Here is a 25,957-nt window from a genome sequence, read left to right as displayed (position 1 = left end):
CAGTCGCGCCGGGGGAAGTGCGAATGAGTACATCGTTTTTGCTGTTGATCGTGATTGCCATAGGCGTCGTCGCCTATCTTCTCGGGACATCGAGAGCCAGCAGCCTGGCTGCCGGAAAGCCGTCCAGCCTTCATTCGCGGTATGGCTACCATGGTTCGTTTGCCGCGATCGCCGCGGTGCTTCCGGCCGTGATCCTGCTGGGCCTCTGGTCCGCCGCTACGCCGGGTCTCATTGAAAATCGGGTGCGCGCCACCTTCCCTGACGAGGTGAAGGCTCTCCCCGAGGCGACCGTCAATCTGAACTACGGCATGATCAATGCGATTGCCCGCGGTTTCCGCCTGCTCGATGCATCGGAACGCGAAAAGGTCGCCACCATGCCGGCGGCCGATATTCGCGCGCTGCTTGCCGACAAGGGCGTGCCGCTTGCTGACGATCCGCAGCCCTACATGCTGACCGCCGCCCAGACGCTGATCGCCGACAGTGACGTCAACAAGCTCGTGATGACGGGTGCCGTGATCGCTGTTTCCCTGGTCGGCGCATTCCTTGGTCTTCGAGCAGTCGCGCCTCGCTTCCGGGCGCGCAACCGCGTCGAGCAGGTCATGCTGGTCGGCCTGGTTCTCGCATCCTCGATCGCCATTCTGACCACGGTCGGCATCGTGCTCTCCATGCTTTCCGAAGCGACCCACTTCTTCCAGATGGTTCCCGCTTGGGAGTTCTTCTTCGGTACCGTCTGGGATCCGCGCTTCGCGGCGGCCGGCTCCACGGACTCGTCCGGCCAGTTCGGCCTGATCCCGCTCCTTCTTGGAACGCTCTACATCGGCTTCGTGGCGATGTTGGTCGCCGTACCCGTCGGCCTCTTCTCGGCGATCTACATGGCCGAATATGCCTCGCCGCGTTTCCGGTCGATCTCCAAGCCCCTGCTCGAGGTTCTCGCCGGCATCCCGACGATCGTCTACGGCTTCTTCGCCATGACCACTGTCGGTCCCTTCCTGCGCGACATCTCGGCCCAGCTGAACGGTCTTGCGACCGGCAACTACGTCAACTTCATCCAGGCCCAGAGCGTTCTGACCGCAGGCTTCGTCATGGGCATCATGCTGATCCCCTACGTCTCCTCGCTGTCGGACGACATCATCACGGCCGTGCCGCGTGCCCTTCGCGACGGCTCGCTGGGCCTTGGTGCCACGCGCTCCGAGACGGTCAAGCGGGTCATCCTGCCCGCCGCGCTGCCGGGCATCGTCGGCGCCCTGCTGATGACCGCCTCGCGCGCCATCGGCGAAACCATGATCGTCGTGCTTGCTGCCGGTGTTGCTGCCCGCATGCAGATCAATCCTTTCGAGCCGATGACCACCGTGACGGTCAAGATCGTCAATCAGCTGACGGGTGACCTTGAATTCACCTCGCCGCAGACGCTGGTTGCCTTCGCCCTTGGCATCACGCTCTTCGCCATCACGCTTTGCCTCAACATCTATGCGCTCTACATCGTGCGCAAATACCGGGAGCAGTACGAATGAGCCAGGTCGTTACCCCCGTGCCGGGCCTCAACACCGCCGCCGCCGCGCCCGTGCGCCGCGATATCGGTATCAAGCGCCGCTACCGCGCCGAACGCCGCTTCCGTGCCTACGGCATGGCCGCCATCGCCTTCGGCCTGATCTTCCTGTTCATCCTCGTCGCATCCGTCACGTCCAGGGGCTACACCGCCTTCCTGCAAACGAAGATCACGTTGCCGATCGAGTTCAGCGAGAAGGTTATCGATCCGAAGGGCGTTCGCGCCACCAATCCGAACACGCTGGTCATGGCGAACTATCCCGTGATCGCGCGCAGCGCTCTTGCGACGGCCCTCGGCCTTGATCCCGCCGACAAGACGATCGCCAAGCCGGTGACCGAGATGCTGTCCGATAGTGTCCGCGTCCAGCTGCGCGACATGGTCATCGCCGATCCGTCGCTGATCGGCAGGACGGTACCGGTGGCGCTGCTCGCCAACGCGAACATCGACTCCGCCTTCAAGGGGCAGATCGATCTTTCGGTCGACGAAGGCAACCGCAAGGTCTCCGACCGCCAGATCGGCTGGATGAACACGCTGGCCGAAAGTGGCGCGTTGTCCAAGCACTTCAACACCGGCCTCTTCGTCAACGGCGCCTCCAGCCGTCCGGAAGCCGCCGGCGTCGGCGTGGCGTTGATCGGCTCGGCCTACATGATGCTGATCGTACTGGTCCTGTCTCTGCCGATCGGTGTCGCGGCCTCGATCTATCTCGAGGAGTTCGCCCCGAAGAACCGCTTCACCGACCTGATCGAAGTGAACATCAACAATCTTGCCGCCGTTCCGTCGATCGTATTCGGTCTGCTCGGCCTCGCGGTGTTCATCAACTTCGCCGGCCTGCCGCGCTCGGCCTCGGTCGTCGGTGGCCTGGTTTTGACCCTGATGACGCTGCCGACCATCATCATCGCGACGCGCGCAGCCCTCAAGGCCGTGCCGCCGTCGATCCGGGCCGCAGCGCTTGGCCTCGGCGCCTCGAAGATGCAGACGGTTTTCCATCACGTCCTGCCGCTCGCCATGCCGGGTATTCTGACGGGCACGATCATCGGCCTGGCACACGCCCTCGGCGAGACCGCTCCGCTGCTGCTCATTGGCATGGTGGCTTTCGTCGCCGACTATCCGGGCACGCCGCTCGATCCGTCGACCGCCCTGCCTGTCCAGATCTACCAGTGGGCGAACGAGGCCGAGCGAGCTTTCGTCGAGCGAACCTCCGGAGCGATCATCATTCTGCTCCTGTTCCTTCTGGTGATGAACGTGGGTGCAATTCTGTTGCGGCGACGCTTCGAACGGCGCTGGTAGAGGGAGTTAGACATGAACATGATGTCGGAAGCAGCAGTTGAAAAGGCGCTGGATCAGAAAATGACCGAATCCAAGTACAAGATGATCGGCAAGGACGTCTCCGTTTACTACGGCGAGAAGCGCGCCCTTTTCGATGTGAACCTGAACGTTCAGGAGCATACCGTGACCGCCCTGATCGGACCGTCCGGTTGCGGCAAGTCGACTTTCCTGCGGACGCTGAACCGCATGAACGACACGATCGACGGTTGCCGCGTCACCGGCAAGATCACGCTGGACGAGATGGACATCTACGATCCGTCGATCGATGTCGTTGAACTGCGCGCCCGTGTCGGCATGGTCTTCCAGAAGCCGAACCCGTTCCCGAAGTCGATCTACGAGAACATCGCCTACGGTCCGCGCATTCACGGTCTTGCCCGCACCAAGGCCGAACTCGACCAGGTGGTCGAGACGAGCCTCCAGAAGGCCGGTCTGTGGAATGAGGTGAAGGACCGTCTGCAGGAATCCGGCACCGGCCTCTCCGGCGGTCAGCAGCAGCGCCTGTGCATTGCCCGCGCCGTCGCCGTCAGCCCGGAAGTCATTCTCATGGACGAACCGTGCTCGGCGCTTGACCCGATCGCGACCGCCAAGGTCGAGGAACTGATCCACGAGCTTCGTTCGAACTTCACCATTGTCATCGTGACCCACTCGATGCAGCAGGCGGCGCGTGTTTCCCAGCGCACCGCGATGTTCCATCTCGGCCTGCTCGTCGAAGAGAACGACACCGACAAGATGTTCACCAATCCGGACGATCAGCGTACGCAGGACTACATCATGGGCCGCTTCGGCTGATGCTCACTGCGCTGTAATCGCTCTTTCAATTCAGGGATAATCGAACATGTCTTCATCGCATATCTACTCGGCCTATGACGAGGAACTGAAATACCTGATGCGCCGCATCTCCGAGATGGGCGGCCTCGCCGAGCAGATGGTCGGCGACAGCGTGCGCGCGCTGGTGAATTCCGACGGCGCACTTGCCCAGAAGGTCATCTCCGACGACGTGCTCATGGATGCCGCCGAGCGTGAGATCGGCGACAAGGCCATCATCACCATCGCCCGCCGCCAGCCCGTCGCGGCCGACCTTCGCGAAATCATCGGTGCGCTGCGCATCGCCAACGACCTGGAGCGCGTCGGCGACCTTGGCAAGAGCAATGCCAAGCGCGTCATGGCCGTGCAGGCGACCGGCGTTCCCCGCAAGCTCGCCCGCGGCATCGAGCACCTGAGCGAGCTCGCTCTGGTCCAGCTCAAGGAAGTGCTCGACGTGTACACCTCGCGCTCGGCCGAAAAGGCCAAGTCGATCCGTGATCGCGACGAGGAAATCGACGCCATGTACACCTCGCTTTTCCGCGAGCTCTTGACCTACATGATGGAAGATCCGCGCAACATCACCAGCTGCACCCATCTTCTCTTCTGCGCCAAGAACATCGAGCGCATCGGCGACCACGCGACCAACATCGCGGAGACGATCTACTACATGACGACGGGTGCCCAGCCGGAAGGTGAGCGACCGAAGGAAGATCTGACCGCCTCCGTCGGCGCCGTCACCGAATAGTCGATCGCATTCGAAAGGTTATCGAAACCGATGCTGCCGAAAATAGCTGTCGTCGAGGACGAGGAAGCGCTGAGCGTGCTTCTGCGCTACAATCTTGAAGCGGAAGGCTACGAGGTCGAGACGATCCTGCGGGGCGACGAGGCCGAACTGCGCCTGCAGGAACGCGTTCCGGATCTCCTGATCCTCGACTGGATGTTGCCGGGCGTCTCCGGCATAGAGCTTTGCCGCCGGCTGCGGATGCGCCCGGAGACCGAGCGCCTGCCGATCATCATGCTGACGGCGCGTGGTGAGGAAAGCGAGCGCGTTCGCGGCCTTGCGACCGGCGCCGACGACTATGTCGTCAAGCCGTTCTCCACGCCGGAACTGATGGCGCGCGTGAAGGCGATGCTGCGTCGGGCACGTCCGGAGGTGCTCTCGAGTGTCCTGCGCTGTGGAGACATCGAGCTGGACCGCGAGACCCATCGCGTACACCGCAAGAGCCGCGAAGTGCGCCTCGGTCCGACCGAGTTCCGCCTGCTCGAGTTCCTGATGGCGTCCCCGGGCCGCGTCTTCTCGCGCTCGCAGCTGCTTGATGGCGTCTGGGGCCATGACATCTATGTCGACGAACGGACCGTCGACGTGCATGTCGGTCGTCTGCGCAAGGCGCTGAACTTCTCCAACATGCAGGATGTCATCCGCACCGTGCGCGGCGCGGGCTATTCGATGGAAGCCTAGCTTCCGTCAACATCATGACAACAGAATAAAAAACGGGCCGTAAGGCCCGTTTTCCGTTGGTCCTGCCGTGTGTCGGGCGCCTTCAGCGGGCTGCCGCTGCGGCCGCCCGGCGACGCTCACCCACCGGCTGGTATGCGAGCTTGGCGTGGTAGTTGCAGTAGGGCGACGTGTCGGCGGACTCGCAGCCGCAGAAGTGGAAGTCGTCCTTCATCGGATCGCCGATCGGCCACTTGCAGGTGCGTTCGGTGAGTTCGGTCAGGGCGAGCTTGCGGGAAATCGGCAGCACGACGTTGGTGGAGCGCGAGATTTGGATCTCCTCCAGGCCGTCGATCTCGATCTCTTCCTTGAGCAGGTTCGCGCCGGCGGCACGGGTGACCGTGCGGGTCGTCGTGGTGTTGCGGGCGGTGTAGTTCGGGGTGCGCTGCGCTCCCGCCGGACGCTTTGCCGCGCGAACGGTGGTCGTGCTGCCGCCGGCCTTCGCGCGGCCCGGCAGGTTGAGGCGATGCACCTTGCCGATCACGGCGTTTCGGCTCACGCCGCCCAGTTGTGCTGCGATCTGGCTTGCGCTCAAGCCTTCCGACCAAAGGCGCTTGAGTTTTTCAACTCGCTCATCAGTCCAGTTCATGCTATATCTCCGCCGCTCGCGCTGTGTGATGGCAGAATCGCTCACCGTTGCTTCGGATGAATCCGAAACAAACCTGCCTCGATACTGTCGGTGACTATTTCCGCCGCATGCAATCAATTTATTGATTATTAACCTAGTGCCGGGCTGACTCGCTGACAAGAGTCGGGCGAATCATCGGGAATCGATTTTAAAGTTTTCCCCAACTTGCTACCCTCCCGTGTCGATCTCGACCGGGCTCCTCAAGTCCCGTCGTTGCGACGCCCGGGGACCCGAAAATTCCGCTGCACTGCGCTGTTTCGTTGACAGGCAAGGCTGAAATGATGATAGTGCGACCCGCCGCCGCAAGGCGGCATTTTTGATTTTTCGGACCCTGTTTGGAAAGTCGAAGTCGCCCCGTTCCGTCACGCTCTCCAGAAGGAGTGTTTCCGCCATGGCTGAAGCCTCGCCACTCTACCAGACCTATATGCGCGCGCCCTTGCGGTTCGAGCGAGGCGAGGGTGTCTGGCTCTTCACCGAGAATGGCGAGCGCTATCTGGATTTTGCCGCCGGCGTCGCGGTGAATTCTCTGGGCCATGCGCATCCGCATCTGATCGAGGCATTGACGGCACAGGCAGGCAAGGTCTGGCACCTGTCCAACCTCTACGACGTGCCAGGCCAGGAGACGCTTGGTCGCCGCCTGACCGAGGCGACCTTCGCCGACCGCGTCTTCTTCACCAATTCGGGTGCCGAGGCGCTGGAATGTGCGATCAAGACGGCCCGGCGCTATCATTTCTCCAAGGGGCATCCCGAGCGCTTCCACATCATAACCTTCGAAGGCGCCTTCCACGGCCGCACGATCGCGACGATTGCCGCCGGCGGTCAGGAAAAATACCTCGAAGGTTTCGGACCCAAGGCCCCGGGCTTCGACCAGGTTCCCTTTGGTGATCTTGATGCGGTTCGGGCCGCGATCACCGACGCGACGGCAGCGATCCTGATCGAGCCTGTGCAGGGTGAGGGTGGTCTCCGCGCCGCATCGAACGAATTCCTCCGCGCTCTGCGCAAGATTTGCGACGACAACGGCCTGCTGCTGATCTTCGATGAGGTCCAGTGCGGCGTCGGCCGGACCGGCAAGTTCTTCGCCCACGAATGGGCCGGCGTCACGCCGGACATCATGGCGGTCGCCAAGGGTATCGGCGGCGGTTTCCCGCTCGGCGCCTGCCTTGCCACGGAAGAGGCGGCCTCCGGCATGAAGGCCGGTACGCACGGCTCGACCTATGGCGGCAATCCGCTTGCCATGGCGGTCGGCAATGCCGTGCTCGATGTCGTGCTGGCCGATGGTTTCCTGGACCATGTTCGCGACGTCGCGCTAGTCTTCCGCCAGGGGCTCGCTTCGCTGAAGGATCGCTTCCCGGATATCATCGAGGAAATCCGCGGCGAAGGCCTGATGATCGGCATCAAGGCGAAGATCCCGAACAGCGAACTGCTCATGGCCATGCGCGACGAGCACTTGCTCGGCGTCCCGGCCGGCGACAACGTCATCCGGTTGCTTCCGCCGCTGGTCACGACGGCAGAAGAGGCGCGCGAAGGTCTGGCGCGCATCGAAAAGGCGGCTGAGCATCTCCACGAGAAGCTCGCTGTAACAGCTCAGAACGAAGGCAGGTAAGCAAGAAATGGCATCCGCGAAGCATTTTCTCGACCTCTCGGCCATGACGGCGCCCGATCTGCGCCTGATCCTGGAGGATGCAAAGACCCGCAAGCAGGCGACCAAGGCCGGCTCTGCCGACAAGCCGCTGGCCGGCAAGATGCTCGCCATGATCTTCGAAAAGCCGTCGACGCGCACCCGTGTGTCGTTCGATGTCGGCATGCGCCAGTTGGGCGGCGAGACCCTCTTCCTGTCGGGTACGGAAATGCAGCTGGGCCGCGCCGAGACGATCGGCGATACGGCCAAGGTGCTGTCGCGCTACGTCGATGCGATCATGATCCGCACGACGGACCACACGCGCCTTCTTGAAATGGCCGAACATGCAACCGTACCGGTGATCAACGCTCTGACGGACCTTACCCATCCGTGCCAGATCATGGCTGACATCATGACCTTCGAGGAGCATCGTGGCCCGGTCAAGGGTAAGACGATCGCTTGGACCGGTGACGGCAACAACGTTCTGCATTCGCTCGTCGAAGGCTCGGCACGGTTCGGCTATCGGATGAACATGGCCGTGCCCATGGGGTCCGAGCCCGACGACAAGATCCTCAACTGGGCGCGTGACAACGGCGGCAACATCATGCTGTGCCATGATGCGGAACGAGCCGTCGAAGGGGCCGACGCGGTGGTGACCGATACTTGGGTCTCGATGAACCAGGAACACAAGGCGCGCGGACACAACATCTTCCAGCCCTTCCAGGTCAACCAGGCCCTGATGAAGCACGCCGGCAGCGACGCCCTGTTCATGCATTGCCTGCCGGCCCATCGCGGCGAGGAAGTGACCGACGATGTCATCGACGGTCCGCAGTCGGTGGTGTTCGACGAGGCTGAAAATCGCCTGCATGCGCAGAAGTCGATCCTGGCCTGGTGCCTGGGCGCAATCTGAGCGCAGACCCATCGAGCATGGGCGGATCACGCGGCTGAGCGCACGTCTCGCCGCGCTTGACCTTTTTCGGTCCGCTTCCCATCTGTGCGGATGAGAAAGAGGCCCCTGTGGGCCTCACGTTGTTTGAGCGCTGCGGCGCCAGGAGTAAAATCATGACGAACAGGCCTGCCGAGCTTGGCGAATTCGGTTTCGCCGGTGATGACCGGGTCGTACCCTTCCAGGTGGAAGGGCTCGACGTGCGCGGTCGCGCCGTGCAGATCGGTCCCCTGCTGAATACCATCCTCTCGCGCCACGATTATCCGACCCCGGTCGCTCGGCTGCTTGCCGAAGCGATCGTGCTCACGGTGCTGATCGGCACGTCGCTCAAGTTCCAGGGCAAGTTTACGGTGCAGACCAAGAGCGACGGTCCTGTCGACCTGCTGGTCGCTGACTTCACCACGCCCGAAAACGTGCGCGCTTATGCCCGTTTCGACGAAGAGCGCCTTGCCGAAGCGATTGCTGCTGGTCGGACCTCTCCGGAAGAACTGCTTGGCAACGGCGTGCTCGCACTCACCATCGATCAGGGCAACTTCATGCAGCCCTATCAGGGCATCGTTCCGCTCGATGGCGCTTCGCTCGAGGACATCGCCGGCGTCTATTTCCGCCAATCGGAGCAGATCCCGACGCGGGTACGCCTCGGCGTGGCCGAATTCTTCGACCGTGACGCCGAAGGGCGCCCGCGCCGCAGCTGGAGGGCAGGCGGCCTGATTGCCCAGTTCCTGCCGGAGGCGCCGGAGCGCATGCGCCAGCCGGATCTTCACGGCGGTGACGGCGATGAGGGCAGCTCCGCGCTTTCGGAAGACGACGCATGGGCGGAAGCGCGCATGCTGGTCGAGACGATCGATGCGGATGAACTGACCGATCCGCAGATCGGCGCGGAACGTCTTCTCTTCAGGCTGTTCCATGAACGCGGTGCGCGGGTCTACGAACCGAATGCCGTTTACGATCGCTGCAGCTGCTCGCGCGACAAGATCAAGGGCGTGCTGGGGAATTTCTCGGAAGAGGAGATCGCCGCCAGCGAGACCGACGGTGTGATCACGGTCACCTGCGAGTTCTGCTCGTCGAGCTACCGTTATGAAGCGCAGGAAGTGCTGAACGCCTGAGTGGCGCACGACAATGAAGGGGCGGGGACTGTGTGTCCTGCCTCTTCCGTCAGTTCAGGACGCGCAGCATGCCCGGCGCATCGAGCGAAAAGGCCGGGATTTCCACATCGAAGACGTCGCCGTCGTCGGTTTCCATCTGGTAATGGCCGAACATCATGCCCGAGGGCGTGTCGAGCGGGCAGCCCGATGAATATTCGTAGGTATCGCCTGGGCGGAGGCGCGGCTGTTCGCCGATGACGCCCGGTCCATTCACCTCGTCCACCTGGCCATTCTGGTCGGTAATGTGCCAGTAGCGGTGCGTCAGGCGTACGGGCTTGGAAGAGTGGTTGGCGATCACGATACGGTAGCCCCAGACATAACGGCTGTCTTCCGGGTCGGATTGCTCCTCCAGATAATAGGGTTCGACACTGACTTCGATATCGCGTGTCAGGGCACGATACATCCATTGGACCTTCTTAAAGCTCTGCTAGGCATAGCATACAGCATGTAACGCAATGCGGAAAAAACAAGGCCGTAAGACGGTCGATCCGTCCACGGCCTTGCGTTTTTGTCGTTAAAGCTAATGATTGACGTTAAGAACGCGGTCCGGGCGCGGCGTTTGCGGCCCGGACTTTTTTGGGTTTGTGCTCGTCGAAGATCAGCCGTTCAAGCGTTTACCGACTTCAGGGCGCGGGCAAAATCCTCGATCAGGTCCTGCGTATCCTCGATGCCGCAGGACAGGCGAACCGTGCCGCCGGACATGCCGAGCTCGGCCCGTGCCTCGTCGGTCAGGTTCTTGTGCGTGGTTGTGGCCGGGTGCGTGATCAGGCTCTTGGCGTCACCGAGATTGTTGGAAATCTTGATGACTTCGAGCGCGTTCTGCAGCTTGAAGGCCGCTTCCTTGCCGCCCTTCATCTCGAAGCACACGAGCGTCGAGCCGCCGGTCATCTGCTTGGCGATGATGTCGGCCTGCGGGTGGTCGGCGCGGCCGGGATAGATCACCTTGGCGATCTGCGGCTGCTCTGCGAGGAAGTCGGCGATGGCCGCGGCACTTGCCGTCTGCTGCCTGACGCGCAGCGGAAGGGTCTCTATGCCCTTGAGCAGCGTCCATGCGTTGAACGGCGACATTGCCGGGCCTGTGTGGCGGAAGTAGTCGTGCAGGTTCTCGTCGATCCATTCCTTCGACGAGAGCACGATGCCGCCGAGGCAGCGGCCCTGGCCGTCGATGTGCTTCGTCGCCGAATAGACGACGACATGGGCGCCGAGTTCGAGCGGCTTCTGGAACAGCGGGGTCGCGAAGACATTGTCGACGATCAGCTTGGCGCCGACCTGGTTGGCAAGCTTGGCGACGCCGGCCACGTCGACGACTTCGAGCGTCGGATTGGTCGGGCTCTCGAGGAACATCACCTTGGTGTTCGGGCGGATCGCCGCTTCCCAGTTCTTCAGGTCGCGTCCGTCGACCAGCGTGAAGTCGACGCCATAGCGCGGCGCCAGCGTCTCGACGACGTAGCGGCACGAGCCGAACAGCGCGCGGGCGGCGACGATATGGTCGCCGGCCTTGACCTGGCAGAGCACGGCGGCGGCGACGGCAGCCATGCCGGACGCCATTGCGCGGGCATCCTCGGCGCCTTCCAGCAGGCACATGCGCTTTTCGAACATGTCGTTGGTCGGGCTTCCGTAGCGGGCATAGATGTAGCCGTCGGTCTCGCCCTTGAAGCGCGCCTCTGCCGCTTCAGAGCTTTCGTAGACGAAGCCTTGGGTCAGGTAGATCGCCTCGGACGTCTCGCCGTAGGGCGAGCGCAGGGTTCCGCCATGGACCAGTTGGGTTGCCGGGCGCCAGTTCTTGCTCATGCCACTCAAGCCTTTCGAACACAAAAAAACCGGTCGCGAAATCGGACCGGTTTCAAGCACCCGGTCTCTTTAGCCATTTGTTTAACGTGGCTGCAAGCCGACCGGCCAAATCACCACGGGATAAGCTTGCCATACGCCCATCACAGGCTTGCGTCAATTCCTCCACTTTGGTTTTGTCGAACCCAAATAGGAAGAAACGACATGATCAGGACCACCGGCATTCTCTCGGACCGAGCCATCGGCACGCTTTTTGGCGAAGGGCGGCTGACGAGCGAGAGGATGCTCGATCAAGACCAGATCCAGCCGGCCAGTCTCGACCTCAGGCTGGGGGCGAAAGCGCTGCGTGTGCGCGCCAGCTTTATGCCGGGGCGGGCGCATACGGTGGCCGAGAAGCTGGAGCGCCTGACCCTGCACGAAATCGACCTCGAGCACGGGGCCGTCCTGGAAACCGGATGCGTCTATATCGTGCCGCTGATGGAGGCGCTCGACCTGCCCGCAGGGATGTCCGCTTCCGCCAATCCGAAGAGCTCGACCGGACGCCTCGACATTTTCACCCGTGTGATGGTCGACAACGCCCAGGAGTTCGACAAGATCCCCGCCGGATACAAGGGGCCGCTGTACCTGGAGATTTCCCCCCGCACCTTCCCGGTGATTGTCCGGCGCGGTTCCAGGCTGTCGCAGATCCGTTTCCGCATCGGCCAGGCACTGCTCGGCGATCAGGAGCTGCTGGATCTTCATGCGTCCGAGACGCTGGTGGCGAGCGAAGCGCCGAACGTATCGGGCGGCGGCATCGCCCTTTCGATCGATCTGAAGGGCTCCGGGCCCGACGGCCTGATCGGTTATCGCGGCAAGCACCACACCTCCGTCATCGACGTCGACAAGAAGGCCGCCCATGACGTTCTCGACTTCTGGGAACCGCTCTACAGCCGCGGCCGCAACGACCTGATCCTCGATCCCGACGAGTTCTACATTCTCGTCTCCAACGAGGCGGTGCATGTGCCGCCGCTCTTTGCGGCCGAGATGACGCCCTACGATCCGCTGGTCGGCGAGTTCCGCGTGCACTATGCGGGCTTCTTCGATCCCGGCTTCGGCCATGCCGCCGCCGGCGGCACGGGAAGCCGGGCCGTGCTCGAAGTGCGCAGCCACGAGGTTCCCTTCATCCTCGAGCATGGGCAGGTGATCGGTCGCCTGGTCTACGAGCACATGCAGGAACGGCCCCAGGGGCTTTACGGCAGCGGTGTCGGCTCGAATTATCAGGCCCAGGGCCTCAAGCTCTCAAAGCATTTCCGGCTCGGCTGAACCCCGCTCGCGCCGCAACGCTGAAAGCTCCCGGCGAAGCTCTCCGAGTTCCGCGAGGATCTTCTTCTGCTCGTCGACGATCAGGTCCTGGGACACCTGGGTCGGGATCTCGTGATCGGCCTGCATCGACGACACGATGATGCCGATGAAGAGATTGAGCACGGTGAACGACGTGGCAATGATGAAGGGGATGAAGAAAACCCAGGCGAGCGGATGAAGCGCCATGATCGGTCGCACAACTTCGCCCGTCCATCCCTCGAGCGTCATCACCTGGAACAGCGTGAAGGCTGAGGCGGCGATCGTCCCGAACAGCTCGGGAAAGTCGGCAGCGAAGAGTTTTGTCGCGGCGACGGACGAGACATAGAAAACGAGGCTCAGCAGCAGGAAGATCGATCCCATGCCGGGCAGGGCGGAAAACAGCCCGCCGACCACGCGCCGCATCGACGGGACCGAGGAGATGAGGCGGAAGATCCGCAGCACCCGGAGTGCACGCAGGATGGAGATCGACTCGGTGGCCGGCACGATGGAAATGGCGATCACCACGAGGTCGAAGACTCGCCAGGGTTCATGAAAGAATTCGCGCCGATAAACGACGAGCTTGGCGAGCACTTCGAACACGAAGACGGCAAGCAGCAACTGGTCGACCACATGCAGGGCCATACCGAACCTGGCCACAATGACTGGGGAGGTTTCCAGCCCTAGGGTGACGGCATTGGCGAGCACGAGGAGGGTAACGAAGGAATCGAAGCGCTCGGAGGAAATGAGGCGACGCAGAGCATCCATGATGAAAAGTACCGGAACAATAAGGGCGATAAATATTCGGCGATTGTGCGTGCCTCCGGTTAAAATCTTCCTTCCGCAAGCCTCTCCTTCACCCTTGACAGCGGGCGCCAACTGTTGGAACTGTGCGGGCCGCAAGCGGGTGTAGCTCAATGGTAGAGCAGCAGCTTCCCAAGCTGAATACGAGGGTTCGATTCCCTTCACCCGCTCCAGCCATTCTCTGGACCGCCGTGAACCTTCACTGCCGCTCTGAGGACAGGCTTCCGCCGTTGCTGCGCATCCGCCTTTCGAGGGCGATCAACCCGGCCAGTGTGATCAATGCGAAGGCGGCGCCGCCGAGGAATGTGCCGGATGGACCGATCACGTCCCAGAGCAATCCGGCGGTCACGCTCGCTGCGAGCAGTGCCACGCCGGTGACGAGGTTGAACATGCCGAAGGCCGTTCCGCGCAGTTCGGCCGGCGCCGTGTCGGCCACCAGCGTCGACAGAAGCCCCTGGGTGAAACCCATGTGCAATCCCCAGATCGCCGCGCCCGCGGCGAGGCCGATCAAACCGGAAGAAAACGCAAGAACGACATCGGCGACGACCAGCAGGCCGATGCCGATCGCCAGGAGCGTGGTGCGATCCACGCGATCGGAGAGTGCACCGACCGGATAGGCGGACAGGAAGTAGGCAATGTTCATGACCACCATCACCGCGGGAACAAGAGCGATGGAAAGGCCGATATCCTGACCTTTGAGGACCAGGAAGGCCTCGCTGAAGCGGGCTAGCGTGAACGCTGACGCGACGGCGACGACCCACCAGTAGTTGCCGCCGAGGCGCCGGAGTTCGCCACGGCTGAGCGGCATGCGAACCTTGCGCTCGGGGCGATCCCGTTTCGGCTCCCGGACTGCGACGATTATCAGGCCGGCGGAGATGAAGGCCGGGATGACCGCGATCCAGAACACGATCGTGAAGTCGTTGCTGAAGGCCCAGAGGAAGAGGATAGCAAAGAGTGGACCGAGCAATGCGCCGAGCGTGTCGAGCGACTGGCGAAGGCCGAAACTCGCCCCCCGCAGCTCCGGATCGGTGATATCCGCGATCAGCGCGTCGCGCGGGGCGCCACGAATGCCTTTGCCGATGCGGTCGACGAAACGGGCGGCAATCAGCCAGCCCGCGCTCGGTGCCAGCGGAAAGATCGGCTTTGTCAGCGCCGCAAGCCCGTAGCCGAGCGCCGCGAGGAATTTTCGTTTGCCGATCCAGTCGCTGAGCGCTCCGGAAAAGACCTTGGTGATCGCAGCCGTCGCTTCCGCAATACCTTCGATGATCCCGACGGTCAGTGTCGATGTGCCGAGCACCGTCACCAGGTAAAGCGGCAGGATGGCGTGGATCATTTCCGAGGAGATGTCCATGAACAGGGAAACGAAGCCGATGGCCCAGATCGCCCCGGGAAGCCGTTTCCAGCTTGCCGCCCGGCGCGCGTCACTTGTCTCCGCCAAGGCGGTTCACCTCTCGATGGTACGCGTCAGATACGCGCATATCTGCGCGCAGTGCCGGGGATGGTCAAGTCGGGATCCCTGGCGGGGCTGTGCCGTGGTCCGGCCGGGTGCCGGAGGTCGAGCTGTGCTGCGCTGCCGTCAGTTCCGCCCGCGGCGTGTGTGGCGTCTTTTCCCAGAAGAATGGCCTCGCCCTCAGCTCGACCACGGCGCGCCAGGCGGAAAACGATGTCATCATCCAATACAGCGGCACCGCCAGCCATCGCCGCCCCAGCGCCTTCTTTTCGGCCGAGGTCAAGGCATTCGCGCCGAGTGCGATGACGACGGCATAGGTCCCGAAGACGTTGAAGAGATCTATGGCGAACAGCAAGCGGGCCAGAGGATCCATGGCGGCGCTCGGCGGATTGAGCATGGCGAAGGCGGATGACGTCAGGAAGACGACGATCAGCGGATGGGCGAGCGCCGAAATCAGCATGCCGCCGACCAAAAGCTGGAACGTGACGAATGACCCAAGTCCCATGTCGGCGACGGCGCGGCGGGGCCGGCGCATCACCACCAGCCAGGTCTGCAGCCAGCCCTTGTACCAGCGGGTGCGCTGGCCGATCCAGACCGATGCTGTCACGGGTGCGTCTTCGAAGGTCGGCTTGTCGATCGTCGCCGATCGATAGCCGCAGCGATGCAGCCGGATGCCGAGATCGGCGTCCTCGGTGACGTTGTAGGGATCCCAGGCGCCGACATGGCGGAGCGCGCCGATGCGGAAATGGTTCGAGGTGCCGCCGAGGGGCAGCGGCAGGCGATAGCGCGCGAGGATCGGCAGGAGCCGGCGGAAAAGCGCGGCATATTCGAGAGAGAAGAGCCCGCTGATCCAGCTCTCCCGGGCGTTGGTGATCACCAGCGGTGCCTGCAGGCAGGCGACGTCCGGACGGACCCTGCGGAACCGTTCGCAGGCCTCGCGCAACTGGCCCGGATCCGGGCGGTCCTCCGCGTCGTAGATGACCACATAGTCGCCGCGCGCGCCGTTCAGCGCATAGCTCAGTGCTTTCGGCTTGGTGCGCGGTTGCATCGGCGGCACCTCGACGATGCTGAACTGGCGGCCGAGCTTGAGAGCCCGCAGCGCATCCAGCGTTTCGCTGTCGTCGGCTTCACAGACCAGCATGATATCCAGTCTCGTTCGTGGCCAGTCCAGTCTCTGCAGCGCATCGACGAGTTGGCGAACGATGCCGGCTTCTCGATAAAGCGCCACCATGACGGTGTAGACCGGAAGCTCAGCCTCCGTCGCCATCGGCACCGGCAGGCGCCGCCGCCGACGCCGCCTTTTCCGGTTTCCGTGCAGGAGTGCGCCGAGCCGGATGGTGAGCGAGGCGCAGTAGAGAAGGGACAGTGCGAGGTGAAGCGCGACCGCGCTGACGAAAGGCGAGCCCAGCAACAGGGCCACGCCGGCGCTGAGCAGGATGCCGCCCCAGAAACCCTGGCGGCCGGTGACGACCAGCCGGGCCGAATGTTGCGGCTGGTCTTCGAAGAGAGCGCCGACCGTTGCCCGGACGCGACGCTCCGCTCCAACCTTCCAGACGGCATCGCGGATCAGCGACAGCGGGGCGATCGCGAGGGAGCGGCGCAGGCCCGGCATACGTTCAAGCCGTTCGATCAGTTGGCCGATATGGCCTGCCTCCGGTGCGATGACGGTAATCTGCGGCTGGCCGGGCGCATGAACCCGGATCGAGGTGGGGCGGGTCAGTTGCGCGTCGAGATGGCGGTAGTCGAACACTTGTTCCTCGGGGATGGCTTTCAGAAACGTCAGTCCGACACGGCGCGCAAGCGCTTCGTAGTAAGCCGCCTCCTCGATGCTGCCGTCGGCAAGGAGTTCTTGTTCGATCGATGTGCCGTTCAGAAGGGCGCGCGCGCCCATCCGGGCGATCAGTGGCTTGGCAAGGCCTAGCGACTTCAACACCAGAGCCTCGTCGCGCAGTGAACGAGGGATCGCCGCGCGACCCGCCTTCATGGCGCTGGTGTCGTCGATGGCTGGTGCGGCAATTCTTGTTCTGGAGGCCCTGTCAGGGCCGTCCCCGTATTCCCCGACCTGCATGGTTCTGATACATCGTCATCGGATGATGACGCCCCACTGTCCCCGGAACAGGATCATAATGATACGCATCTTGGTTTCATCCCTGCATTTCAGGGGGTTGCGCGCCTTAGTTGTGACGGCTTGCGCTTTTCTTGCGTGTTTTTCGGGTGAACGCCCCTCGCTGGCCGGTGACCTGCCCGTCCTTTTCGATGCACGCGAGCGCCTGTCGCGCCCGGATCTTTCGGGGCTTCTGCGGTTGCGCTTCCTGACGACGACCGATTTTCCGCCCTTCAACTTCACCGACCAGACCGGGCGATTGTCCGGCTTCCACATCGATCTTGCCCGCGCGATCTGTGCCGAACTCGGCATCGAGGCGAAGTGCCAGATCCAGGCGCTGCCGTTTGCCGATCTGGAAAAGGCGCTCGAGGCGGACCAGGGGGATGCGGTCCTGGCGGGCATCGCCGTCAGCGAGGACCTGCGCCGCCGTTTCGCCTTCAGCCGCCCCTTCATGATGCTTCCAGCCCGTTTCGCGCGGAGCAGGCAGGCTGAAATCAAGGGGGACAATGTGCAGGGATTGGACGGCCGCCGTGTCGGCGTCGTCAGTGGCACGGCGCATGAGGCCATGCTGAAGGCCTATTTCCCGGCGATAGAGACGGCAGGCTTCGAGGATCGGAACAAGATGCTCGAGGCGCTGAAGGCAAAGACGATCGAGGCGGTCTTCGCCGATTCCCTGCAACTGTCCTTCTGGGTGTCGGGCGAGGCGTCGGCCGCCTGCTGTTCGCTGCTCGGCGACGCCTATGTTTCCGAACGCTTTCTTGGCGAGGGCCTGACGATCATGGCGCGGCATGACGACACCACGCTGGTCGCCGCGTTCGACAGCGCCCTTGCGGCCCTGTCGCGCAACGGGCGCCTGCAGGAGATCTACCTTCGATACTTCCCCTACGGTCTCTATTGATCAACAATGACGGCTCGTTTTCGGCCGTCATCGTCAAGAGAGATCAGATCGGCCGGTAACGGGCAACCGCACTGTGCTCGATCGCCGCGCAAGTGAGCTTGTCGAGGCCGAGCCGGTCCCGCAGCAACTGCAGAAGGCGGATCTCTTCCGGCTTCACGGCCATGTCGACGGCCATGATTTCGACCGCCAGGGCATAGGCCGTGTCGTAGGAGCGCTTCGGTACCGTATCGCGGATGACCTCAAGCGCGATATCGAGCCCCTCGGGCCCGGACAGGATGTCGGCGCAACGCTGGGAAACGTCGATCAGCCTGTCCTTGTCGAACCCTTCGAAGATCGGCAGGATGTCGATCAACTGGCCGATGCGGCGCAGTTCCCTGTCGTTCATCGAATTGTCGACGGCAGAAGCCATCACCATGACGAAGATCAGCGCGTCATGCGGTGTTACGGGTGCGGTCATCTTTCGGGCATTCCTCATTGTTTTTTCGCAGAGTAGGCATTGGCGGCCAGCCTTTCAAGCGGGCGAGACGTCTCAGTGACGGTTGTCGCCGAAAAGACCCTTGCCCTCGGCCCGGGCCTTGGCTGTCAGCTCCGCGAGGGGAGACCCTTCGGGCGCTTCCGCCCATCCGGCTGCCGCCAGCCATTCGGAAATGTCGATCCCGCCGATCTTGCAGCGCGCCGTGATCGTGCCTTCCCACGTGGCCAGGTCTGTTTCGCAGGTGATCGCCCGCCCGCGCAGGAGTTGCCGTTGCTGCGTTCGGGCCAGCATTCCGCAGGGCCAGTCCTCGCCCGAAGACGAGCGGCAGGTCCGCATGCGGTCAGTCGGAACGATATCGGCAAGCTTCAGGGATCGTGCCCCGAAGCCGATGAAGCCGGCCTCGATGCTGAGCGGTCGCGGCAGAAGCACGACCTTTTCGGGCTCCGGTTTTTCTTTCGGCGGGGTGAGCGGCGGCCGTGCCTCGATCCGTTCGAGCCCCACCGACATTTCTGCAAAGGGCGCAGCGAAGAGTTCGGGGTGAACCTTACGGACATTGCGATTTTCGATCGTCGGTGCCGCCGTGGCGGATGGCGCCGCCCCCGGTACGGCTGCCGCTGTTTCCGTTGCCGGATCGTCGATGCCGACATCGCCGGCACTCTTCCCGCCCCAAGCCACCAGGATGCTCCAGATCGCGATGCCGGTCAGGCCGCTCAACAAGGTACGGGCGCCGCCCATAGGTCGATTTTCCTACTATTGGCTGGCCCAGATGATCCTTGCGATCCACTCGACTTCGGTCATTTCGAGGGTGCGGTTGGGGTGTTCGGGATTGAGGGAGATGAGTTCGATCGACTTGGCCGACTGGCGCGCCAGCACCTTGGCCATCACCTCGCCGTCGCGGGTCTTGACGACCACGCGGTCGCCGCGCCGGACCTGTGCGCCCGGCTCGACGATCAGCACGTCGCCGTCCCGGTAGAGCGGCTTCATGCTGTCGCCCTGCACCTCGAGCGCGTAGACGCCCGATTTGCGGGCGGGAGACGCGGGGAATTCGACCACATCCCAGCCCTGTCCCGCCGGAAAGCCGCCATCGTCGAAGAAACCGCCGGCACCCGCCTGGGCGAAGCCGAGGAGTGGAATGGAACTCGACTGCGGGGGAAACGAGTCGCTCGCCGCCGAGACGGCATTGGGCTCGATGAAGCTCATGAACTGGTCGATACCGGTTCCGGTGGCATCCAGTACCTTGGAGATGGATTCCGTCGAGGGCCAGCGCATCCGGCCGTCCGGCCCCGTTCGTTTCGACTTGTTGAAGGAGGTCGGGTCGAGGCCTGCTCGCCGCGCCAAGCCCGAGGGCGTCAACTGGTGACGCTCGGCGAGCCTGTCGATGGCGGCCCAGATCTTGTCGTGCGAAAGCATTGTCGCTCAGGCTCCAGCGCCGGCGATCGCGGTTTGGCTCCGCATGTTCCGGCAAGATGCCGGAACTTTAGCGAAGGGGATGGTCTGAGTAAAGATGAAAAAGGAATAAAATCCTTGATTGTGGTCCGGGCGGCGAGCCCGCGGGTCAGGCGACCATGGCCATATTGATCTTGCCGAGCTGAATGACGGCCTGGGTACGGCTGTCGACCTTCAGCTTCAGCAGGATGGCCGAGACATGGGCCTTGATGGTCGCTTCGGAAACGCCGAGCTCGTAGGCGATCTGCTTGTTGAGCAGACCCTCGCCCAGCATCCCGAGGACACGGCTTTGCTGCGGAGTCAGGGTGCGAAGCCGGTTGATCAGATCGGCCACGTCCGGATCCTGTTCCTGGCCGCCCTGATAGAATTTCGGCGTCCAAATGTCGCCTTCGAGCACCGACTGGATCGCGGCACGGATGTCATCGATGCCGGAGGACTTGGAGATGAAACCGGATGCGCCGAGTTCGAGCGCCCGGCGGATGGTGGTCGGATCGTCGGTCGCCGAAACGATGACGATCGGCAGGCTCGCGAATTCGGCGCGCAACGACATCAGTCCGGAAAAGCCGGAGACGCCGGGCATGGAGAGGTCCAGCAGCATCAGGTCGGCTTCGGGATGGGTGGAGGCAGCCTTGCGCGCGGCTTCGAAATCGCCGGCTTCGATGATCGTCTGGTCGCCGTCGATGCCGGTTACAGCCTGACGCAGGGCACCCCGGAAGAGCGGATGGTCGTCTGCAATGATGAAAGTCGATGACGTCATATCGAGCCCCCTCCCAAGAGCCAGGTCTTGCACACCGCGTCCGCGGCTCTTCTTCTATTTAGCTGCAGCCGTGAATATATACAATAGTCTATGTTTTTCCGGCCGTATCGCCTTCTTCGCGCTGCTTGAATTCTTCCACCAGACCGAAGAAGCTTCGCATGAAGCGTTCCATGATGCCGATGGACCGCTCGACCTCCTCGTCGGTCGGCATGGCCTTCGAACCATCCGTGAGCGGCTGTCCGGCGACCTTCTGCTCCAGCGCTTCCACCCGCTTTTCCAGACGCTCCAGTTCGTCTTCATAGGCTGCCCGCTCGTCGGCGCCCATCCGGCAGGTCAGCGTGCCGTCCTTTTCCTGGCAAAGTGTTACTGCGCCCGTCTTGCGGTCGAGCCGGACGAAGCCCGTCTCGCTCTTCTCGAGTGTGAAACGGGCGGCATCGGTGTCTTGTGCGTTGGCAGGAGCAACAGCGGCGCAGGCCGCAAGCACTACCATCGTTTTCGGCAGGAACTGTCTTGCTCCCATGAAATCTCTCCCGGTTTTTGGGCGGCTTGCCCTGCATGCGGCCTTTCGGACGTGGACAAGGCAGGCGGTTTGCGGCAAACCGCCTGACAAAGCATGTTCTGGCGGAAGGACGGACCCTTGGATCGCATCATATACAAGATTGTGCCGCAGGAATTATGGCAGGAAGCACGTCGCGACGGCGTATTTCGAGGGGCGGCCATCGATCTTCAGGACGGCTACATCCATTTCTCGACCGCGCGTCAGGCCGTCGAGACGGCAAGACTCCATTTCGCCGGGGTCGAGGGACTGCTTCTGGTGGCGGTCGAGGCTGCGGCACTGGGCGATGCACTGCGCTACGAGGCCTCCCGCGGCGGCGATCTTTTCCCGCATCTTTATGCCGACCTGCCGCTTGATGCCGTTCTCTGGGAGAAAGCCCTTCCGATCGGCGCAAACGGCCTGCATGTCTTCCCGGAGATGGATCAATGATCGATTTGTTCAAATCGGTGGCCCGCCGTGGCCTCTTCCTGTTCGATGCCGAAACTGCCCACGGAATGTCCATCGCGGCGCTCAAATCCGGCCTCGTGCCGAACTGCGGTGACGTTCGGGATCCGCGCCTCGCCGTTACCGTTGCCGGCCTGACCTTCCCCAATCCGCTCGGCATGGCAGCCGGCTACGACAAGAATGCGGAAGTGCCCGATGCATTGCTGCGCCTCGGTTTCGGCTTTGCCGAAGTGGGCACGGTCACGCCGAAGCCGCAGTCCGGCAACCCCAAGCCGCGGATCTTCCGGCTGGAGCGCGACATGGCGGTCATCAACCGGTTGGGCTTCAACAACGAGGGACACTCGGCCGCCCTTGCGCGGCTTGCGGCGCGTCACCCCGTCGGCATCGTCGGGGTGAATATCGGCGCCAACAAGGACAGCGTCGACCGGGTCGCCGACTATGTCGAGGGGATCCGCCGGTTTGCCGGCGTTGCATCCTACTTCACCGCCAACATCTCCTCGCCGAACACGCCCGGCCTGCGCGACCTGCAGGCCCGCGACAGCCTTTCCACGCTCCTGTCGGCGGTGCTCGCCGCGCGCGACGAAGTCGCTGCTGCGACCGGCGCGCGTCGCCCGGTCTTCCTGAAAATCGCGCCCGATCTCACGGAGGAGGGCATGGACGACATAGCGGCCGAGGCGCTTGCCCACGACCTCGACGGCCTGATCGTCTCGAACACCACGCTGGCGCGCGACGGCCTTTCCGATCCGCGGCTGGCGGGCGAGGCGGGCGGATTGTCCGGTCGGCCGCTCTTCGAGAAGTCGACGGCCGTCTTGGCCCGCATGCGAAAGCGCGTCGGTCCGGCAATGCCGATCATCGGCGTCGGTGGCATTTCCTCGGCGGAGACGGCGCTCGAGAAGATCCGCGCCGGCGCGGATCTGGTGCAGCTCTATTCCTGCATGGTCTATGAAGGCCCGGGGCTGCCGGCCCGCATCGTGCGCGGCATGTCTAAGCTTCTCGACCGCGAAACGGTCTCATCGATCCGGGACTTGCGCGACAGTCGCGTTGATCACTGGGCGGCGGCGAAGGTCTGATCGAGCTTCCGCGGCAAAAGTGCGAGCAGGAATAGGCCGCGCAATGCCAGGAATACGTTGAGCGCCAGCCAAAGGCCGTGATTGCCGAGGGCCGGGACCAGCACGGCAAGCGCCAGCAGGTAGCCGGCGAATGCCGCGAGCATCATGTTGCGCATCTCGCGAGACCACGTCGATCCGATGAAGACGCCGTCCATCTGGAAGGCGAGCGCGCCCGTGACTGAGGTCAGCGCGGCCCATGGCAGGAATTCGCCGGCAAGCGCCCGGACATTCTCGGCGGTGGTCAGCACGGCGATCGCCGAGTGTCCGGCGGCGAGGAACACGATCGCCGTGACCGTGGCAAGGCCGAAGGACCAGATTGCGGTGAGTTTGACCGCCCGTTCGAAGGCCGGACGATGGCCCGCACCGATGGCGCGACCGGTGATCTGTTCGGCGGCATTGGCCATGCCGTCGAGATAGAAGCTCGCGACCATGAAGAAGTTCATCAAAACCGCGTTGGCGGCAAGTACCTCCGGGCCGAATCCGGTGCCGATGCGGGTGAGCAGGGTGAAGGCGCCGAGCAGGACGAAAGTGCGTACCAGAAGATCGCGGTTGATCGCGATCAGCGCAACAAGCTGATGACGCGCAAAGATCTCCGCGAGCCGCGGCGACTTGCTCTTGTCGAAGCTGCGCATCACGATCGCAAGGCCGACCACGGCGGCAAGTCCCTCACCGACGGCGGTCCCCCAGGCGACACCGGAAATGCCCCAGTCGAGGATGAGCCCGAGATAGATCGACAGGATGATGTTGGTGCCGTTGAGCAGTGCCTGCAGGAAGAGCCCCGTCCCGCCGCGCCCCCTGCCGAGAATGAATCCGAGCAAGGTGAAGTTGAGAAGCGAGAAGGGGCCCGCGAGGATGCGGATGGAGAAGTAGGTGGCGGTCGCTTCCGCCACGCGGCCTTCCGGCCCCATCAGCTTGAGGCCGGCGGTGAGCAGGAGGGGCGAGGCGAGCACCACGATGATGCCAAAGGCGAGCGCCAGTACGAAGGAGCGCCAGAATACGGCCTGCTGCTCATGCTCGTCGCGACGACCGAAGGCCTGCGCCACGAGCGCGGTGGTGGAGGCCCTCAGGAAGTTGAGGCTGCCGAAAAGGAGGTCGAAGAGAACGGCACCGATTGCCAGCCCTGCGAGGGCGGCCGCGTCTCCGGTCCGGCCGACGACGGCTGTGTCGGTCACGCCCAGCAACGGCGTCGTCACGAAGCCGAGGGTCATCGGCACCGCGATCGACAGCACGAGGCGGTGCGTCACGTCGAAGGCCAGGCCCTCTTTCTCCTGTGCCTTGATGCCGCTGTCGCCCGTCAGTTCCATCGTCTCGCCCGTCTTTCCAGCGCCGGGCGGGAATCGCTCAGGCCGACAGCACCATGGCCCAATAGGGGCGGTTAGCGGAAGAGGGGTCGCGCGCGACGGCCACGCCGAGGCCGTTATAGCCGCCGAGCATGTTTTCGAGGTGCTTCTTGGAGTCGATCCAGGCCTGCACCGCCCTGTCGACGCTATCCTGGCCCGTGGCGATGTTCTCGGCCGCCGGCAGCGGCACCTGCGTCGCCTTCATGCGGTCGAGAAAGCTGTCGTTGACGCCGATCAGATGCGCCATCTTGCCGGCGCGCGCCATGCGCTTGGCCTGCACGACGGCGGCACTCTCCGCAGCCGGGTTCTTGGAAAGCGTAGAAAGGCCCTTCTTGGCGCGCAGCGTGTTGACGATCGGGAGCGCGCCCTCGGTCTGAAGCTGGGCGAGATCGTCCTCCACCGGCAGGATGTCGGTGCTACGGCAGCCGGCAAGTGCCGCGACGAGCCCGGTGCCGGCGAGGACCAGCAGCCTGCGCCGCGCCAGCGGCTCGAAGGTCGCCACGATCATCTCAGTTCCTCGCACTGATCAACCTCAGCACGATGAAGACCGGAATGACCACGGTTGCGCCGAGCAGCAGGTAGTCGCCGACCCGCCCGAGTGCAGCAAAGCCGCGATACCAGAGTTCGAGGAAGAAATGGCGGATGCCCTCGACGATGTCGACCGGATAGATGCCGAAGACATGCATGATGAAACCGACGATCAGCGATACGACGACGAGCTTGACGAGCGTGCGGCCCGGCGTGTCGCCGAGGAACCTGTTGACCTGATCCGACATGGAAGTCTCCTGTTTTGCCTCACATAGGAAGGGGCGCCATTTCACGCAAGCCGCGCGGCGCCGGGCAAATCGGCCCTTGCAACTTAGCTCTTGTGTTTTTTCGGTCCTTCGGTCAAGAGCCGCTTGATTGACGGGATTTCACCATGCAACCGACCCAGTTCTCTTCCGGCGACGTCATTGCCGACCGTCGCGCCGACTATGCCCGAATGCTCGCGGAAGGTGGCGATCCTGCGGCAGCGGCCGAATTGATGGAGCAGGCGCTCGAACTGGCTCCTGCCTGGGCGGCAGGCTGGGTGCGGCTTGCCGAGTATCTCGAGAAGGCGGAGCGCCCGTCCGATGCGGCGCCGGCACTTCGCCGGGTTCTCGAACTCGATCCGCAGGACATCTTTGGCGCGGGCCTGAAGCTCGCACTGCTCGGCGAGGTCGCGACACCCGACAAACCGCCGAGCCGCTATGTCGAGGCGCTCTTCGATGACTATGCCGATCGCTTCGAGGCGGCCCTCGTGGAGCGGCTCGACTACAGCGTTCCCGGCAAGCTCGCGAGACTCGTTCGGCGCGTGCGCGGCGAAACGGGCGCTTTCGAATGCGCTGTCGACCTCGGTTGTGGCACCGGCCTGTTCGGGGTCGAGATCCGCTCCGGGGTGAAGCGTCTCGAGGGCTTCGATCTGTCTGCCAACATGCTGGCCAAGGCGGAGGAGAAGGGCATTTACGACCATCTGGCGCGCTCCGATCTCTCGCTCCCGGCAGGGGATTCTGGCCTGTTCGGCGACGGCCTACCTGCTCGCCGTGCCGACCTCGTGGGAGCCGCCGACGTGCTGATGTATCTCGGCGATCTTTCCAATGCCTTTGCTCTCGCGGCGGCGCTTGCAGCCCCGGGCGCGGTCTTTGCCTTTTCCGTCGAGGATGCCGCGACCAAGGACGGTTTTCATCTGGCCCCGTCGCTGCGTTACGCCCATTCCGAATCCTATGTCCGTGGCGCACTTCACGCCGCCGGCTTCGAAACGACGGAAATCGAGCGGACGGTCATTCGCATGGATGGCGGAAAACCGGTCTCCGGTATCCTGTTTATTGCGATCCGGCAGGGGTGAGCCGAACGAAAATTGCGAACTTTGCAATAGGTCAGTATTGCTTACTTATCGCTCTTGCGGGAATGGCGTTCTGAGCTACCCTGAAGCCTTCGGAAGG

Annotated in this window: 27 protein-coding genes, 1 tRNA gene and 1 riboswitch; of the genes, 14 read left to right on the top strand and 14 right to left on the bottom strand. The window is 63.3% G+C overall.

All coding sequences use genetic code 11. The annotated features are described in order from the left end of the window. Window positions 1-23: 23 nt before the first annotated feature. Genes pstC through phoB form a run of 5 tightly spaced genes read left to right on the top strand, consistent with a single transcriptional unit; the run spans window position 24 to window position 5,135 of the window. On the top strand, window positions 24-1,511 hold the full coding sequence (pstC, locus tag HHL25_RS12725; RefSeq protein WP_169591101.1) for a phosphate ABC transporter permease subunit PstC: 1,488 nt from the start codon (window positions 24-26) through the stop codon (window positions 1,509-1,511). Continuing rightward, entirely contained in the window at window positions 1,508-2,833 is a 1,326-nt protein-coding gene (gene pstA / locus HHL25_RS12720; protein ID WP_169591096.1) for a phosphate ABC transporter permease PstA, read from the top strand. The genes pstC and pstA overlap by 4 nt, the downstream gene beginning before the upstream one ends. 12 nt (window positions 2,834-2,845) lie before the next feature. Then, the gene (pstB, locus tag HHL25_RS12715; RefSeq protein ID WP_169591092.1) at window positions 2,846-3,661 is read left to right on the top strand and encodes a phosphate ABC transporter ATP-binding protein PstB; all 816 of its coding nucleotides are present in this window, start codon (window positions 2,846-2,848) and stop codon (window positions 3,659-3,661) included. 46 nt (window positions 3,662-3,707) lie between these two features. Further along, window positions 3,708-4,421, top strand: coding sequence for a phosphate signaling complex protein PhoU (gene phoU, locus HHL25_RS12710; RefSeq protein ID WP_169591089.1), 714 nt, complete (start codon window positions 3,708-3,710; stop codon window positions 4,419-4,421). Between the two features lie 30 nt (window positions 4,422-4,451). Next, window positions 4,452-5,135 (top strand): phosphate regulon transcriptional regulator PhoB, encoded by a 684-nt coding sequence (gene phoB, locus HHL25_RS12705; protein ID WP_112827844.1) that lies wholly within the window; start codon window positions 4,452-4,454, stop codon window positions 5,133-5,135. Window positions 5,136-5,217: 82 nt separating this feature from the next. Here the strand turns inward: phoB and HHL25_RS12700 are convergent, their stop codons facing one another. Then, complete coding sequence (locus HHL25_RS12700) at window positions 5,218-5,760, bottom strand: GcrA family cell cycle regulator (RefSeq protein ID WP_169591085.1); 543 nt, start codon at window positions 5,758-5,760, stop codon at window positions 5,218-5,220. 430 nt (window positions 5,761-6,190) lie between these two features. Here HHL25_RS12700 and HHL25_RS12695 point away from each other — a divergent pair, with 430 nt between their 5' ends. The 3 genes from HHL25_RS12695 (at window position 6,191) to HHL25_RS12685 (ending at window position 9,469) form a co-directional block, all read left to right on the top strand. Next, complete coding sequence (locus tag HHL25_RS12695; RefSeq protein WP_169591080.1) at window positions 6,191-7,402, top strand: aspartate aminotransferase family protein; 1,212 nt, start codon at window positions 6,191-6,193, stop codon at window positions 7,400-7,402. 7 nt (window positions 7,403-7,409) lie between these two features. Then, window positions 7,410-8,327, top strand: coding sequence for an ornithine carbamoyltransferase (gene argF / locus HHL25_RS12690; RefSeq protein WP_169591075.1), 918 nt, complete (start codon window positions 7,410-7,412; stop codon window positions 8,325-8,327). A gap of 152 nt (window positions 8,328-8,479) precedes the next feature. Further along, window positions 8,480-9,469, top strand: a complete 990-nt coding sequence (locus tag HHL25_RS12685) for an Hsp33 family molecular chaperone (RefSeq protein ID WP_169591072.1) — start codon at window positions 8,480-8,482, stop codon at window positions 9,467-9,469. Between the two features lie 49 nt (window positions 9,470-9,518). Here the strand turns inward: HHL25_RS12685 and apaG are convergent, their stop codons facing one another. Next, window positions 9,519-9,911 (bottom strand): Co2+/Mg2+ efflux protein ApaG, encoded by a 393-nt coding sequence (apaG, locus tag HHL25_RS12680; protein WP_169591069.1) that lies wholly within the window; start codon window positions 9,909-9,911, stop codon window positions 9,519-9,521. Window positions 9,912-10,114: 203 nt separating this feature from the next. Next, a complete protein-coding gene (locus HHL25_RS12675) occupies window positions 10,115-11,299 on the bottom strand; it encodes an O-succinylhomoserine sulfhydrylase (RefSeq protein WP_169591065.1) in 1,185 nt (394 codons plus the stop codon). Between the two features lie 48 nt (window positions 11,300-11,347). Further along, window positions 11,348-11,426, bottom strand: a riboswitch (SAM riboswitch). Window positions 11,427-11,500: 74 nt separating this feature from the next. Between HHL25_RS12675 and HHL25_RS12670 the strand changes: the two genes are divergently transcribed. Beyond that, a complete protein-coding gene (locus tag HHL25_RS12670; protein WP_169591062.1) occupies window positions 11,501-12,598 on the top strand; it encodes a 2'-deoxycytidine 5'-triphosphate deaminase in 1,098 nt (365 codons plus the stop codon). On the opposite strand, the gene HHL25_RS12665 is transcribed toward HHL25_RS12670, so the two are convergent. Then, complete coding sequence (locus HHL25_RS12665) at window positions 12,575-13,381, bottom strand: ion transporter (RefSeq protein ID WP_169591057.1); 807 nt, start codon at window positions 13,379-13,381, stop codon at window positions 12,575-12,577. The two genes, HHL25_RS12670 and HHL25_RS12665, sit on opposite strands and share 24 nt — an antisense overlap. Before the next feature lie 135 nt (window positions 13,382-13,516). Here HHL25_RS12665 and HHL25_RS12660 point away from each other — a divergent pair. Then, window positions 13,517-13,590 (top strand) — tRNA-Gly (locus tag HHL25_RS12660). Window positions 13,591-13,616: 26 nt separating this feature from the next. Here HHL25_RS12660 and HHL25_RS12655 read toward each other — a convergent pair. Further along, window positions 13,617-14,855, bottom strand: coding sequence for an MFS transporter (locus HHL25_RS12655; protein ID WP_205927821.1), 1,239 nt, complete (start codon window positions 14,853-14,855; stop codon window positions 13,617-13,619). 64 nt (window positions 14,856-14,919) lie between these two features. Next, window positions 14,920-16,851: a glycosyltransferase family 2 protein gene (locus tag HHL25_RS12650; RefSeq protein WP_169591054.1), complete on the bottom strand. Its 1,932-nt coding sequence runs from the start codon at window positions 16,849-16,851 to the stop codon at window positions 14,920-14,922. A 142-nt stretch (window positions 16,852-16,993) separates the two neighbouring features. Here HHL25_RS12650 and HHL25_RS12645 point away from each other — a divergent pair, with 142 nt between their 5' ends. Further along, complete coding sequence (locus HHL25_RS12645; RefSeq protein WP_169591050.1) at window positions 16,994-17,869, top strand: transporter substrate-binding domain-containing protein; 876 nt, start codon at window positions 16,994-16,996, stop codon at window positions 17,867-17,869. 43 nt (window positions 17,870-17,912) lie between these two features. Here the strand turns inward: HHL25_RS12645 and HHL25_RS12640 are convergent, their stop codons facing one another. The 5 genes from HHL25_RS12640 to HHL25_RS12620 form a co-directional block, all read right to left on the bottom strand. Next, window positions 17,913-18,326: a tellurite resistance TerB family protein gene (locus HHL25_RS12640; protein ID WP_169591046.1), complete on the bottom strand. Its 414-nt coding sequence runs from the start codon at window positions 18,324-18,326 to the stop codon at window positions 17,913-17,915. Window positions 18,327-18,398: 72 nt separating this feature from the next. Further along, window positions 18,399-19,079 carry a thermonuclease family protein gene (locus tag HHL25_RS12635; protein WP_169591042.1) on the bottom strand — a complete coding sequence of 227 codons (681 nt, stop codon included), beginning with the start codon at window positions 19,077-19,079 and terminating at the stop codon, window positions 18,399-18,401. Between the two features lie 15 nt (window positions 19,080-19,094). Then, window positions 19,095-19,754: a S24 family peptidase gene (locus tag HHL25_RS12630; protein WP_169591038.1), complete on the bottom strand. Its 660-nt coding sequence runs from the start codon at window positions 19,752-19,754 to the stop codon at window positions 19,095-19,097. A 145-nt stretch (window positions 19,755-19,899) separates the two neighbouring features. Next, window positions 19,900-20,547, bottom strand: a complete 648-nt coding sequence (locus tag HHL25_RS12625) for a response regulator transcription factor (protein ID WP_169591032.1) — start codon at window positions 20,545-20,547, stop codon at window positions 19,900-19,902. A gap of 88 nt (window positions 20,548-20,635) precedes the next feature. Next, window positions 20,636-21,037 (bottom strand): hypothetical protein, encoded by a 402-nt coding sequence (locus HHL25_RS12620; RefSeq protein ID WP_169592858.1) that lies wholly within the window; start codon window positions 21,035-21,037, stop codon window positions 20,636-20,638. 147 nt (window positions 21,038-21,184) lie between these two features. On the opposite strand from HHL25_RS12620, the gene HHL25_RS12615 reads away from it, so the two are divergent. Continuing rightward, a complete protein-coding gene (locus HHL25_RS12615; RefSeq protein ID WP_246701795.1) occupies window positions 21,185-21,532 on the top strand; it encodes a DUF952 domain-containing protein in 348 nt (115 codons plus the stop codon). Continuing rightward, window positions 21,529-22,617 (top strand): quinone-dependent dihydroorotate dehydrogenase, encoded by a 1,089-nt coding sequence (locus HHL25_RS12610; RefSeq protein ID WP_169591025.1) that lies wholly within the window; start codon window positions 21,529-21,531, stop codon window positions 22,615-22,617. The genes HHL25_RS12615 and HHL25_RS12610 overlap by 4 nt, the downstream gene beginning before the upstream one ends. Here the strand turns inward: HHL25_RS12610 and HHL25_RS12605 are convergent. From HHL25_RS12605 to HHL25_RS12595, 3 genes are read right to left on the bottom strand one after another with little or no spacing between them, the layout of a single operon-like run. Then, a complete protein-coding gene (locus tag HHL25_RS12605) occupies window positions 22,593-23,960 on the bottom strand; it encodes an MATE family efflux transporter (protein ID WP_169591020.1) in 1,368 nt (455 codons plus the stop codon). The genes HHL25_RS12610 and HHL25_RS12605 overlap by 25 nt on opposite strands. A 37-nt stretch (window positions 23,961-23,997) precedes the next feature. Then, the gene (locus HHL25_RS12600; protein ID WP_169591016.1) at window positions 23,998-24,504 is read right to left on the bottom strand and encodes a CAP domain-containing protein; all 507 of its coding nucleotides are present in this window, start codon (window positions 24,502-24,504) and stop codon (window positions 23,998-24,000) included. A 1-nt stretch (window position 24,505) separates the two neighbouring features. Beyond that, entirely contained in the window at window positions 24,506-24,772 is a 267-nt protein-coding gene (locus HHL25_RS12595; RefSeq protein WP_169591011.1) for a DUF6460 domain-containing protein, read from the bottom strand. Between the two features lie 143 nt (window positions 24,773-24,915). On the opposite strand from HHL25_RS12595, the gene HHL25_RS12590 reads away from it, so the two are divergent. Then, window positions 24,916-25,860 carry a class I SAM-dependent DNA methyltransferase gene (locus tag HHL25_RS12590; protein WP_169591007.1) on the top strand — a complete coding sequence of 315 codons (945 nt, stop codon included), beginning with the start codon at window positions 24,916-24,918 and terminating at the stop codon, window positions 25,858-25,860. Window positions 25,861-25,957 lie beyond the last annotated feature (97 nt).

It is taken from the genome of Rhizobium terricola (assembly GCF_012927355.1).
GTDB lineage: Bacteria > Pseudomonadota > Alphaproteobacteria > Rhizobiales > Rhizobiaceae > Allorhizobium > Allorhizobium terricola.
This window is presented reverse-complemented; position numbering and strand designations above follow the sequence as displayed.